This window comes from Aliirhizobium wenxiniae, from assembly GCF_019511445.1.
In the GTDB taxonomy this organism is placed as follows: domain Bacteria; phylum Pseudomonadota; class Alphaproteobacteria; order Rhizobiales; family Rhizobiaceae; genus Neorhizobium; species Neorhizobium wenxiniae_A.
Map to the genome: position 1 here is coordinate 212,050 of NZ_JAEUAN010000004.1, position 13,259 is coordinate 225,308.

General features: G+C 58.1%; 12 protein-coding genes. 2 read left to right on the plus strand and 10 right to left on the minus strand.

Going from position 1 to position 13,259, the window contains the following annotated elements; genetic code table 11:
* Nucleotides 1–82: 82 nt before the first annotated feature.
* The 4 genes from JNB91_RS06925 to JNB91_RS06940 all read right to left on the minus strand — a co-directional run bounded on the left by JNB91_RS06925 (nt 83) and on the right by JNB91_RS06940 (nt 3,720).
* A complete protein-coding gene (locus JNB91_RS06925) occupies nt 83–400 on the minus strand; it encodes an FtsB family cell division protein (RefSeq protein ID WP_220324787.1) in 318 nt (105 codons plus the stop codon).
* Nucleotides 401–602: 202 nt separating this feature from the next.
* A complete protein-coding gene (eno, locus tag JNB91_RS06930; RefSeq protein WP_220324788.1) occupies nt 603–1,877 on the minus strand; it encodes a phosphopyruvate hydratase in 1,275 nt (424 codons plus the stop codon).
* 118 nt (nt 1,878–1,995) lie between these two features.
* Nucleotides 1,996–2,844, minus strand: coding sequence for a 3-deoxy-8-phosphooctulonate synthase (gene kdsA, locus JNB91_RS06935; RefSeq protein WP_220324789.1), 849 nt, complete (start codon nt 2,842–2,844; stop codon nt 1,996–1,998).
* A gap of 3 nt (nt 2,845–2,847) precedes the next feature.
* Nucleotides 2,848–3,720 (minus strand): VOC family protein, encoded by an 873-nt coding sequence (locus JNB91_RS06940; protein ID WP_220324790.1) that lies wholly within the window; start codon nt 3,718–3,720, stop codon nt 2,848–2,850.
* A gap of 197 nt (nt 3,721–3,917) precedes the next feature.
* Between JNB91_RS06940 and lexA the strand changes: the two genes are divergently transcribed.
* Nucleotides 3,918–4,631 carry a transcriptional repressor LexA gene (gene lexA, locus JNB91_RS06945; protein WP_220324791.1) on the plus strand — a complete coding sequence of 238 codons (714 nt, stop codon included), beginning with the start codon at nt 3,918–3,920 and terminating at the stop codon, nt 4,629–4,631.
* Here the strand turns inward: lexA and JNB91_RS06950 are convergent.
* Nucleotides 4,612–7,269, minus strand: a complete 2,658-nt coding sequence (locus JNB91_RS06950) for a ComEC/Rec2 family competence protein (RefSeq protein WP_346269283.1) — start codon at nt 7,267–7,269, stop codon at nt 4,612–4,614. The genes lexA and JNB91_RS06950 overlap by 20 nt on opposite strands.
* 186 nt (nt 7,270–7,455) lie before the next feature.
* Here JNB91_RS06950 and gltA point away from each other — a divergent pair, with 186 nt between their 5' ends.
* Nucleotides 7,456–8,745, plus strand: coding sequence for a citrate synthase (gene gltA, locus JNB91_RS06955; protein ID WP_220324792.1), 1,290 nt, complete (start codon nt 7,456–7,458; stop codon nt 8,743–8,745).
* 104 nt (nt 8,746–8,849) lie between these two features.
* Here the strand turns inward: gltA and lpxB are convergent, their stop codons facing one another.
* The 5 genes from lpxB to lpxD are packed head-to-tail and all read right to left on the minus strand — an operon-like array spanning nt 8,850 to nt 13,230.
* Entirely contained in the window at nt 8,850–10,016 is a 1,167-nt protein-coding gene (gene lpxB / locus JNB91_RS06960; RefSeq protein WP_220324793.1) for a lipid-A-disaccharide synthase, read from the minus strand.
* On the minus strand, nt 10,013–10,885 hold the full coding sequence (locus JNB91_RS06965; RefSeq protein ID WP_220324794.1) for an LpxI family protein: 873 nt from the start codon (nt 10,883–10,885) through the stop codon (nt 10,013–10,015). The genes lpxB and JNB91_RS06965 overlap by 4 nt, the downstream gene beginning before the upstream one ends.
* A 5-nt stretch (nt 10,886–10,890) precedes the next feature.
* Nucleotides 10,891–11,706, minus strand: a complete 816-nt coding sequence (lpxA, locus tag JNB91_RS06970) for an acyl-ACP--UDP-N-acetylglucosamine O-acyltransferase (protein ID WP_220324795.1) — start codon at nt 11,704–11,706, stop codon at nt 10,891–10,893.
* Nucleotides 11,703–12,170, minus strand: coding sequence for a 3-hydroxyacyl-ACP dehydratase FabZ (gene fabZ / locus JNB91_RS06975; protein WP_220324796.1), 468 nt, complete (start codon nt 12,168–12,170; stop codon nt 11,703–11,705). The genes lpxA and fabZ overlap by 4 nt, the downstream gene beginning before the upstream one ends.
* Nucleotides 12,163–13,230 (minus strand): UDP-3-O-(3-hydroxymyristoyl)glucosamine N-acyltransferase, encoded by a 1,068-nt coding sequence (gene lpxD / locus JNB91_RS06980; RefSeq protein ID WP_220324797.1) that lies wholly within the window; start codon nt 13,228–13,230, stop codon nt 12,163–12,165. The genes fabZ and lpxD overlap by 8 nt, the downstream gene beginning before the upstream one ends.
* Between the last annotated feature and the right edge of the window lie 29 nt (nt 13,231–13,259).

Genomic DNA, 13,259 nt, shown 5'->3' on the forward strand with positions numbered 1-13,259 from the left:
ATGACATATTTGCATGGCTCTCATTCCACATAAGCCACTGAAATAAATCACGAAAAGTACAGTTAACCGGATTTCGGTTAACTCAGAAATAATTGTTAAATATGACTATTTCGTCCGGGCGCGAGACATTTAATTGATAACGCGCAATTTCATCGAGCATGTCTTTGTCGAGCGAGCCATCACTCATCAGATGGACCTGACGCTCAAGCGCCTCACGCTTTGCAGTCAGCGCCGCAAGCTCGTTGCTGCGCGCGATGCGCTGCTTCTCAAACTCTTCGGTCGCGATCAGGCCGAGATCGCCATGGATCGAATGATAGCCGAAATAGGAAAGAAACGCGACGGTGATTGCAGGCAGGATGAAACGGCCAAACTTTCTCTGTTTGTGATGTCTTGTCCACATGCCTGTTCTTAACACCTTGAGCTTACGCGGCGGGAGCGATTCAGCGTCCCGGGGATAGGATCTGAAAATCGCAGAACTTGCTTAAGCATTCGTTTCGCTCGCCGCACTGCAGCGCATATATGAAGAAGCCCGCGTCGGGGACGCGGGCTTCTTCGAATGTCATTCTGCTTTTCAGAAGAGTGGCCTTTCGGCCAACCCTTCCTTAGCCCTTGAGAATAGAGCGGCCGGCATAAACAGCCTGCGGGCCGAGCATTTCCTCAATGCGGATGAGCTGGTTGTACTTGGCCAGACGGTCGGAGCGCGACAGCGAGCCGGTCTTGATCTGTCCGCAATTGGTGGCAACGGCGAGATCGGCGATCGTCGAATCTTCCGTTTCACCCGAGCGGTGCGACATGACGGCGGTGTAGGCAGCCTTGTGCGCCGTCTCGACGGCATCGAGCGTTTCCGTCAGCGAACCGATCTGGTTGACCTTGACGAGGATCGAGTTGGCGGTACCCATCTTGATACCGTCGCGCAGACGAGCCGAGTTGGTGACGAACAGGTCGTCGCCGACCAGCTGAACCTTGGAACCGATCTTGTCGGTCAGGTACTTCCAGCCATCCCAGTCGTCTTCGGCCATGCCGTCTTCGATCGAGATGATCGGATACTTGGCAGCAAGTTCTGCAAGATAATCAGCCATGGCTTCCGGCTCAAGCGTGCGGCCTTCACCTTCCATGACGTACTTGCCGTCCTTGAAGAATTCGGTCGAGGCGCAATCGAGGCCGAGGAACACGTCTTCGCCCGGCTTGTAGCCTGCCTTTTCGATCGACTTGACGATGAAGTCGAGTGCTTCCGGCGCGCTCTTCAGGCCGGGTGCAAAACCACCTTCGTCACCAACATTGGTGTTGTGGCCCTGTGCACCCAGTTCCTTCTTCAGAACGTGGAAGATTTCAGCACCGATCCGGACCGAATCCTTCAGCGTTTCGGCGCCGACCGGCATGATCATGAATTCCTGGAAATCGATCGGGTTGTCGGCATGCGCGCCGCCGTTGATGATGTTCATCATCGGAACCGGCAGGATGTGAGCGCCGGCACCGCCGACGTAACGGTAGAGCGGCAGGCCGGCCGATTCGGCAGCAGCCTTTGCAACAGCCAGAGAAACGCCGAGGATGGCGTTTGCGCCGAGACGCGACTTGTTCGGCGTGCCGTCGAGCGCGATCATCGTCTTGTCGATATGAATCTGGCTTTCGGCATCGAAGCCACCGATTGCGTCGAAGATTTCCGTATTGACCGCTTCAACGGCCTTCTCGACACCCTTGCCGCCGTAGCGCTTGCCGCCATCGCGCAGCTCGACAGCTTCGTGGGCACCCGTCGATGCGCCCGACGGAACAGCGGCGCGGCCCATCGAGCCGTCTTCCAGGTAAACGTCGACTTCGACGGTCGGGTTGCCACGGCTATCGAGGATTTCGCGAGCGATAATATCGGTAATAGCAGTCAAGGGTCTCTCCTCAGAGTTAAGTCCATGCGGTCATTGAAAATGTATCACGTTCAATGACACGCCAATTACAGTGCGCGCGCTTTCTGCGCTTTGACAACGCTCAAGCGCTTTTCGAAGTTCAGGTGGCCTTGGCCACCGCATCGAAAGCCATCAGCTTCTCCAGAAGCCGCGGCATGTCTTTCAGATGCACCATGTTGGGACCATCCGACGGGGCATTGTCGGGATCCTCATGGGTTTCGACGAACAGGCCGGCAATACCGACGGCAACCGCCGCACGCGCCAGCGTTTCGACGAACTCGCGTTGTCCGCCGGTCGAACCGCCCTGCCCGCCCGGCTGCTGCACCGAATGCGTCGCATCGAAGACGACGGGCGAACCGAGCGACGCCATGATCGGCAGCGAGCGCATGTCGGAAACCAGCGTATTGTAGCCGAAGGAGGCGCCGCGTTCGCACAGCATCACGTTCGGATTGCCGCTTTCGATCAGCTTGGCCTGGACATTCTTCATGTCCCAGGGCGCCAGGAACTGGCCCTTCTTGACGTTGATCGCCCGACCGGTCTTCGCGGCAGCAACCAGAAGGTCCGTCTGGCGCGACAGGAAGGCCGGGATCTGCAACACATCGACGGTCGGCGCGACAAGCGCGCACTGCTCTTCCGTGTGGATATCGGTCAAAACCGGAAAGCCGAATTCCTTTTTAAGGTCGGCAAAGATTTCCATCGCGGTTTCGAGCCCGATTCCGCGCTTGCCGGAAAGTGACGTGCGGTTGGCCTTGTCATAAGAGGACTTGTAAACCAGCCCGATACCCAGTTTCGCGCAAAGCTCAGACAGTGTGCCGGCGATCATGAAAGCATGATCGCGGCTTTCCATCTGGCAGGGCCCCGCGATCAGCGAAAGCCGATCCGCATTGCAGAACACGACCTTCTTGTCGCCTTCGCCGACCGACACTGCTGAATTGGGGGAAACTGCCATAATCTATTCCTCGAAGCCGAACAAAACGCCCTGGCCGGGCGACGGCGACACGAGCACGCGGCCATCCCGGCGAATGAATGCGACGTCATTAGCAGCAAGGATGATCTCTGTCACGGCCAGATCAGCCGTGCGAAATATCACGGCCCGTCCGACGAACCCTTCGCCGACAGCTGCAGCGGAAAGACCGAACTCATGCGTAACCTGCTCATGATTGAGAACGCGCACATGTCCGGCCTCTGCCTGAAATGCAAGGCCGCCATCGACTTCCGTGGCAGATGTCCTCAGCACAGCTTCAAAGAATGGCGACGAAGCATTCGGATCGCCGCTCGCCAGAACCACCTCCTTCAAGCCGCAGACCGCATTCGCATGCGTGCGCAGACCATCCAGATCTTGCGGAAAGGACACCAGTCGCTGACATGCGAAAGCAAAGAAATCAGGCGCACCATCCATGGCGGCGAAAGCGAGACGAAAACGCGCCTCCACCTCATCACCGCCCGGAGACTTGAAGGCTCTGCCAAACTCTAGCGGCTCACCACCAGAGAAACCGGCTGCCACATAGTGCTCGTGATCGCCCGCCGCATCATCGCTTGAAACCACAACGGCAGAGAACCCCTCGCGCCCGCGGCGACCTCGATAGGCCAGATCGCGTTCGAGGAAGATATTGCCTCGCTTCGCCGCCAAACCAGCCTTCCGCCTGTCGCTAACCGCGATCGGCTCCAGATAAGTTCCATCTTCCAAGAAGATGCAGGCATTCGCCGTGCCGAATGGATGCTGCCCATCCGGCGCGACGGTAAATCCCAATAATGACAACCGCTCGCGTGCCTTGGCGAGGTCGCCGACAGGCAGAACGAGATGATCGATTTTCCTAGCAGTCACGCATGTCCCCCAGACTTCAGATCCGCTTGACGTAGATTGAGCAGCGCGCCGCCGAGCGCAAGTAGATTCCGACTGAGAATGTTACTCGGCATCTAAGAAACTGATCATGATGTCACGAAAATTTAAGGCTTGCGGAACACATATGGAACATATAGTGTTCGTTCTGCATTTGTTTCAAATCTGAGGGTGCGCCACACATGCTGACTCGCAAGCAACAGGAACTACTTCTGTTCATTCACGAACGGATGAAAGAGTCCGGCGTGCCTCCTTCCTTCGACGAAATGAAGGACGCTCTCGACCTCGCATCGAAGTCGGGCATTCACCGGCTGATCACGGCTCTCGAAGAACGCGGCTTCATTCGCCGCCTGCCGAACAGGGCTCGCGCACTCGAAGTCATCAAGCTCCCGGAAGCTTACGTCCCGACACTGCAGCCGAAGCGTGGCTTTTCACCGAGCGTCATCGAGGGAAGCCTCGGAAAGAAGCCGGCACCTGCTGCCGCGCCACCGGTTTCCGCCAATGACAGCGCTTCGGCAAGCGTCCCTGTCATGGGGCGCATTGCAGCTGGCGTGCCGATCTCGGCGATCCAGAACAACACGCACGATATTTCCGTTCCCGTAGAGATGTTGGGATCCGGTGAGCATTACGCGCTCGAGGTCAAGGGTGATTCGATGATCGAGGCGGGGATCCTGGATGGCGACACCGTCATCATCCGCAACGGCAACACGGCCAATCCGGGCGATATCGTCGTTGCGCTCGTCGATGATGAAGAGGCGACCCTGAAGCGCTTCCGCCGCAAGGGTGGATCGATTGCGCTCGAAGCGGCAAACCCGGCCTACGAGACCCGCATTTTCCCACCGGACCGGGTGAAGGTGCAGGGTAAGCTGGTCGGCCTTATTCGTCGCTATCACTGACACCGAATTCGTCTGCGGCGTCTGTTGAAGATCGTGAATGAGAGCCTCGATCAGGCTGATTTGCAGATGTAGGCCTGTCATCGTCACGGATTTTGTTTTTTCGCGCGGTAAGCCATGACGGCAAGTTCGGATCATAGATGTCGCGTCGCCAGTCATATCGGCGATGGATACTCCAGGGCTGAACCGTGTCAGCCATTGCAGTCATGACCTGCCAGTCTTCAGCCTTGATGGATGCGGAAAAGTCGATTTCGATAGAACCAGTCTTGCGAAGCGTCGCGCCGCCCAGCATCGGCGCACCGGACCGGCAATCATTGAAGCGCGCCCGTGGTGCGATCACAAGGCCGGCAACATCACAGGCCACTCCTGCGTATCGGCCGTCATCGACGACGACGATCAAGACACCTTCCGGTGACATCAATGCGCACCAGGCCTTGGGCTGACACAGAAATGTGTCGCTATCGGCTTCTCTCATTCGCTTTCTTGCATCGGCAAGGATGGATTGTGGCAACCGCTCTGTCGGGGCAGCGGTCTGCTTCACGAGAGGATGGACATCAAGCATCGTTGGCATTGACGGACTAGCGAGCTGCCGGGCATGCGTCCACTGCCTGAAGATGAATTCCGAAGGGCGCTTTCTGTTAACGGCCACCCGCTCGCCATTTCGATGAGCAACCAGGCTGCCATCTTCGGCAATGAAAAGGCTTGCGGCGGGTTGAGGAACCCCGACTTGGAACAGGATGATTGCGGCCGCCAGAAACGGCAGGCCTGAATACCTGATCCAGGTTCTCAACAGCGTCAGCAACAGGAAGCCACAGACCCCGAGCGGCAGAAACCACGGATGCTGCTGTCCAACGACAACATCCCCTCCCCATCCTGCAACATGCTTGGCAATCGCAATGACCCACTCAAGGCTTTGGGCCATGATCCTGATGAACGGCCCATCGAGGCCGAAAGGCATCAGCAGCATGGCGACCAGCCCCGCCGGCATCACCAGAAAGCTGATGATCGGCATTGCCGCAAGATTGGCAGCAAGCCCGTAAGTCGCGATGCGGTGAAAATGCTCGACGGAAAACATCGTCGTTGCCAGGCTGCCGATCAGGGATGTCGCAATGATACCGAAGACAAAGCGCCAACCGGACGCAATCCATGTCACCAGCAGGCGAGAAACAGGAAACGGCTCATCGTCTTTATCGTGACTGCGCCGCGACCAAGCGGAATAACCGGCCACCAGCGCGACCGTCGCAGCAAACGACATCTGAAAGCTCGCCCCCAGGATTTCGGAAGGGCTCCAGACGAGTATGATCAACGCGGATAAGGCGACGTTTCGCAAACTTATGGAAGGTCTGTCCAACAGAACGGCGACCAGCATCACAGCCATCATGATATACGCGCGTTGCGCAGACACGCCGAAACCGGAAATCAGATAATATGCGGTCACCATTGCCAGTGCTCCGCCGGCCGCCATCTTTTTGATCGGCCACGCCTGGGCGAAGCCTGGAATAAGCGCAAGGACGCTGCGTAAGCCGACGAAGAAAATTCCGGCGGCCAGCGCCATATTCAGGCCGGAGATCGCTACGATATGAGCGAGCCCGGATATCCGTAACGCCTCCACCGTGTCATCGGAAATCGCGCGTCTCTCATCGGTGACAATCGCCGCAGCAAAGGCGCCGGCATCCCCTGGTAGCGTCTCGCGGATGCGATTGCCGATCTGTCGGCGCAATTCGAAAAGCTTGCGCAAGGCAAGCTCCGACCATCCGACGTCCGGTTCGCTTTCATTTGCCTGCTGCGGAGCACGATAGAAATAGCCGACTGCGCCGATACCATCGAAATAGGAAGAAAACGCAAAGTCATGCAAACCCGGCAAAGCCGGCCCCGAGGGAGGCGAGAGCCTCGCTCGTCCCGAAATAACCGCTCCATTTTCAAAAGGCTCGTGCTGCGCTCTTGCCAGCAGTGAAACCCGGCGAGGAGGACGCTTCACGATAGGATTTGTAGTCTGCCGGAGAGCAACGACATAGCGCAGACGACCCGGCCCCGCAGCCTCGCTGCGCTCCACCACTCCTTCCACATCAGTAGTGACAGGCGAATCGAGAATGATCGTAGAGCGGCGCCAGGTCTCTATCCCGGCCAGTGCCGTTCCGACGAAGACCAGACACGCAAATGTGAGAACGATACGTGGCCGGCCATGCCGAACAGTCAAAGTTGCTAATACCAGCACTAGGACAATCAGGCCGGATATCCAAGGCGACAGAGCCATTGGATTGAGAAACCAGATCGCTGAACCAAGGCCTATGGCAACCGGCACAAAAAGGAAGCCGTGACCATGGCGTCGTTCCTCTTCGATCGAGACTGAAACAGACCTTCGCACATGAGCCAGTCGGGCAACCAGCCTTGGTCGAAGAGGAATAGACCTGCTTGCTGTACCGCGTGGAGAGACAGCTATCTCCATGAGCGCCTCATCCGCCTCCGTTCGGGAACGCGGGGTCGCGCCGGCAACGATATCCGGCTCAAATTTCAAGGTTTTGGTATCTATCTTATCGAAACTTCCCGACCGCATTCGCCCACCCGCCCCACCAGCAAAATACAACCTGAGCGTTCTTTTTATGTGCGTCAACCTGACGCACGTGGACTTGCCGTCAGACACGTTTTTCCGATTGCAACAAGGGGTTGGCCACAGGGGGAAATGTCGGTGCCCATTATCGTGCCGCGCTGCACAATTTGCCGTCAGAACAGCTTGGCATCTGCTAAAGGATCATATAGCTAAACGTGGAACGCTTAATGCTTATGGCGCTTTTGAGGCGTCATGCCGCCAACCGGTTGGAGGATCAGAATGACGGAAACAAGCGCAAATCTTGCTCTCGGTGACAAGAAAGTCGACCTGCCGGTAAAGTCCGGTACGATCGGTCCGGACGTTATCGATATCGGCGCGCTCTACAAGCAGACAGGTGCCTTCACCTACGACCCGGGGTTTACTTCGACTGCCTCGTGTGAATCGAAGATCACCTATATCGACGGCGATGAAGGTGTACTTCTCCACCGCGGCTATCCGATCGAGCAACTCGCCGAACAGGGCGATTTCCTCGAGACCTGCTATCTGCTTCTTTACGGGGAACTCCCGACCGCAGCGCAGAAGAAGGATTTCGATCATCGCGTAACGAACCACACCATGGTTCACGAGCAGATGAGCCGTTTCTTCACCGGCTTCCGTCGCGACGCGCATCCGATGGCTGTCATGTGCGGCTGTGTCGGCGCCCTCTCCGCCTTCTATCACGACTCGACCGACATCACCGATCCGCACCAGCGCATGGTTGCGTCGCTGCGCATGATCGCAAAGATGCCGACGATCGCGGCGATGGCCTATAAGTACCATATCGGCCAGCCTTTCGTTTATCCGCAGAACAATCTCGACTATTCGTCGAACTTCCTGCGCATGTGCTTTGCCGTTCCTTGCGAGGAATACAAGGTGAACCCGGTTCTGGCCCGCGCCATGGACCGCATCTTCATCCTTCACGCAGACCACGAGCAGAACGCTTCCACCTCGACCGTTCGTCTCGCCGGTTCTTCCGGAGCCAATCCGTTTGCCTGTATCGCCGCCGGCATCGCCTGCCTGTGGGGTCCGGCGCATGGTGGTGCCAATGAAGCAGCGCTCAACATGCTTCAGGAAATCGGCTCGGTCGACAAGATCCCGGAATATATCGCGCGCGCCAAGGACAAGAACGATCCGTTCCGCCTGATGGGCTTCGGTCATCGCGTCTACAAGAACTACGACCCGCGCGCCAAGATCATGCAGAAGACCACGCATGAAGTTCTGGCCGAGCTCGGCCACAAGGATGACCCGCTGCTGCAGGTCGCCATGGAACTCGAGAAGATCGCGCTGACGGACGAGTATTTCGTCGAGAAGAAGCTCTATCCGAATATCGATTTCTACTCGGGCATCACGCTGAAAGCGATGGGCTTCCCCACGACCATGTTCACCGTGCTCTTCGCACTTGCCCGCACCGTCGGCTGGATTGCCCAGTGGGCCGAGATGATCGAAGATCCGCAGCAGCGCATCGGTCGTCCGCGCCAGCTCTACACGGGCGAAGCCAAGCGCGACTACGTGCCGGTTTCCAAGCGCTAAGCGCGAGAGAACATAGACGAACAAAAAACCGGCCAGAAATGGCCGGTTTTTTTATGCCTGAACTTGCCCGCGAAGAACCCCGCCCGGCGAAATTAGCGCGAATTTCAGAGGCGTTGTTTCAATAGATCAAGCACAGCCGCGGCTGCAGTTTCACCTGGTGGCACGGGAACCTGCAGTCGCTGCCATGCGATATCAAAACCTTCCAACATTGCCCGACGTTGTGAGGTATCGCTCGACAGCTGCTCGGACCAACGGCACAGACTGCCGGGTCGGACCACTTCATTGATATATTCCGGTACGACGGCATAGTCCGCAATCAGATTGGGCAATGCCCCGGTCCATATCTTGATCTTGCCTGCGAGCAACTTGATCAGCCAATCGGTCTTGTAGGCGGAGACAACCGGCACGGTCGCAAGGCCAAGCTCGAGGATGACCGTGCCCGAGGCCGCCATCGCGGCATCCGCCTCGGCAAAGGCATTCCACTTTGCTTCAACGCCAGAACTTACCTCGACCGGCACAGGAAGCTTCGCGGCGATCTCGCGAACCAGCGCTTCGCGACGCGGAACGGTGGGCAGCAGGAAACGTGTATCGCCGTTGCGCTCGACAAACTCTTTCGCGGCTTCACCGAAGACAGGCAGCAGACTTTTGATTTCCGCCGACCTTGAGCCAGGAAGAAGCAGGATCGTTTTCCTCTCCTCTACGGATTTTACCGGGCGGGCGGAGCGCAAGCCTCTCACCCTCAGAAGGTCCGGATCATTGGTCAGGCGATGACCGACAAAGATCGTCTCAGGCCCTCCCAGCCGCTTCATCGCCTCGGGCTCAAACGGCAGGACCGCCAGCACGCGATCGACATAGGCAAGCATCGCCTTGGCGCGATATTCCTTCCATGCCCACACGCTGGGGCAAACGTAGTTGACGATTGGAAGCTGAGGCAATGCCGCTCTCACCTTCTTTGCCACGCGATGGGTAAAATCGGGGCTGTCGATGATGATAAGGACATCCGGCTGTGCAGCGATGATCGCGCTTGCCGTCTGGTTGATGCGCTTGATCAGGTTCGGCAGTCGCGACAATACCTGCGTCAGCCCCATGATCGACAGTTCGGAAAAATCGAAAAGCGATTGCAGCCCCTGCGCGGTCAGCGCATCGCCGCCGACGCCTAAAAGCTCGACCGGCCCGTCATGAGCGACCTTGAGGGCAGCGATCAGATCGCCACCGAGAAGATCACCCGAGACTTCGCCGGCGATGACGGCAACCTTCAGGACACGGCTCATTGAAGCCCTCCATTCTCCAGGGTCGGCTCGATCCCGCACACGAAGATACCCGCCGCATCAGCGGCAGCGATCATAGCCTGCTCTTCAAGCACAAGCGCCCTGCCCGCCTCGACCGCGATACCGGCGAGCCCCGCCCGAACCGCATTCTCGACCGTTGAAGGGCCGATTGTCGGAAGGTCGGCGCGCATGTCCTGCTGTGGTTTGCAAAGTTTGACGAGAACACCGCGCCTGCGCGCCGAAATCCTGCCTGCACTTCGCAGATCGGCAACGCGCTGCATCATGGCGTCGGTGCCTTCGACACCCTCCAGGGCGACGACCCTGCCACCAACGGAAACGGCACCCTGCCCGATGTCCAGCCGGCCGAGCGTCAACGCCGCCTCGGTTCCTCTCGCTATATCGCGCAGATCGTCACCAGCAGGAGACACGCTTCCCAATGGTCCGGATCGCGCAAGCAGACCGGGCGCGATTTCATGAGCGCCGATAACGGTGCAGCCCATGGCCTCGATGAGCTTGATGACCATCTGCAGGACCGTGTCATCGCCATGTGACATCAACGTCCGCACGACAGACGGCATTTTCAAAATTGTCTTGAATGTAGGTCGGATGTCCCGCCATTCTGGCCTTCGGGCGACACCACCGGACATGACGACGCGACCGATCTTCAGATCGCGGAAGGCTTTCTCGATCGCAGCAAGATTTCCGACGCCGACGGAAATGGTTTCGAAATCATCGAAGCGGTGATCAGCCTCGTCCGCCAGAACGACGATGAAGGGATTTTCGCCTTCACCCCTGGCAGCCCGTGCCAGATGGAGCGGCAAAAGCCCCCGGCCAGCGATAATGGCCAGGCGGCCATCAGACGGGCCGCTCATCAGCCTCAGCCCTTCCGGCGGAAGGGAGAGGAAATCGCACGGTCGTTGTCGACAGTGATGAAGTCGATGATCTCCATCGCTTCCTTGCAATCGGTATAATCGTCACGAATGGCAGCAGCGTTTGCACGCACATTGCCCTCGCCTTCGAAAATATCCTTGAAGGCACGGCGAACACGATGGAGCGTCTTCTTGTCCATGCCAGCCCGCGTCATGCCGACAATGTTGAGACCGCCGAGCAGACCGGGATTGCCGTTCAGCATGCCGTACGGAATGACGTCATAATTCACCGCCGAAAGCCCACCGATAAAGGCCTGGCGGCCGATGTGGGTAAACTGATGCACGGCACAGCCGCCGCCGAGAATGGCGCGATCGCCGACATGCACGTGTCCGGCCAGCATCACATTGTTCGACATGATGATGCCGCTACCGAGCTGGCAATCATGCGCCACATGGCTGTTGGCCAGAAACAGGCAATCGCTGCCGACAACCGTCGTGCCGCCGCCACCGACCGTGCCGGTATTCATCGTCACGCCTTCACGCATGGTGCAGTTGTCACCGACCGTCAGGCTCGACTCTTCGCCCGCCTCGTGAAGGCTCTGCGAAACGCCGCCGATGACAGCCATCGGGAAAATCCGGCAACCCTTGCCGATCTCCGTCTTGCCGGTCACGATCGCATGCGACACAAGCTCGACATTGTCCTTGAGCACGACGCGAGGACCCACATGGCTGAACGGTCCGACGACAACGTTTTCACCGATAACAGCGCCATCCTCGACGATCGCCATCGGATGAATGCGTGCGCTGGCTGCAATCGTGCTCATTCGCCTTCCTTACGGACAATCATGGCGCCGATATCAGCTTCTGCCACGAGCACGCCTTCCACCTTGGCGTCACAATGGAATTTCCAGATATTGCCGCGCTGCTTCTGCTTCGCGACGTGGAATTCCACCCTGTCGCCCGGCACGACCGGCTTGCGGAAACGGGCATTGTCGATGGTCATGAAGTAGACGAGGTTTCCACCTTCGCCTTCCTTTCGCGCACAGATCGCGCCGGCGGTCTGCGCCATCGCCTCGACCAGAAGAACGCCCGGCATGATCGGACGCTCAGGAAAGTGCCCCTGGAATTGCGGCTCGTTGGCCGTCACATTCTTGATGCCGATAGCCGAATTATCGCCATCGATATCGATGATCTTGTCCACGAGCAGAAACGGATAGCGATGAGGCAAAAGCTTCATGATTTCCTGAATGTCGGCCGCGCCGAGCTCCGGCTTGGTCTCATCAGTCATTGTTTTTGTCTCCTCTGCGTTTTGCCCTGTCGTCCACCTGGGACATTTTTTCCGCCATCTCACGGAGAAAGTCTCTCATCGGCCGCGCCGGTATTCCGCCATAGGTAAGGCCGGCCGGGATATTTGCCACAACGCCGCTCATGGCAGCGATCTGAACACCATCTCCGATTGTGATATGCCCATTTATGCCGGACGCGCCGCCGATCAAGACGCCGTTGCCGATCTTTGTCGATCCGGCGATACCGGCACCCGAAGCGATACCGCAATGACGCCCGATATGGACGTTGTGGGCGATCTGGACCTGGTTGTCGATTTTCGTACCTTCGCCAATCACCGTGTCATCCATGGCTCCACGGTCGATGGTCGTATTCGCACCGATCTCCACGTTATCCTGGATGATCACACGGCCGATCTGCACGATCTTCAGCATGCCGCGCGGTCCAGGCGCGAAACCGAAACCGTCCTGGCCTATACGGACACCATTGTGAATGATCACATTGTTACCGATCAACGCGGCCACGACACTCGCGCCGGCGGCTATGCTGCAATTGCGGCCGATCTGAACGTCGGCGCCGACAACCGAACCCGCTCCGATACGCGTGCCCGAACCGATGTGGACGCGAGCGCCGATGACAGCCATTGGCTCAACCGTCACACCGTCTTCCAGACGCGCCGTGGGATCCACATAGGCAGAAGGGGAAATTCCCTCGCCTTCAGACGTCACCGGGCTGGGACGCATCGCCAGTGGATGCAGAAACGCTCCAGCCATAGCGAAGGCTGAATGCGGCGTCTTCGTCTGCAGAACGGCAATATGCGATGGAACGATATTCGCAAGGCCGGGATCACAAAGGATAGCGGAAGCCTTGCAGGTATCGAGCTCCTGGCGGTTCTTCCGCGACAGGATGTAACAGACCTGCCCCTCCTGCGCACGCGCAACCGGCGCCACAGAGCGGATCATGCGATCGCCAGCGGTTTCATCCAAAAGCTCAGCCCCAAGATGGGCCGCCAGCTCGCGCAGGCTAACGCCATCATGGGGCGGAAAGAAATTATTCTGATCCATAAGGATAAAGCTCCAGAACAGGCTTCCGG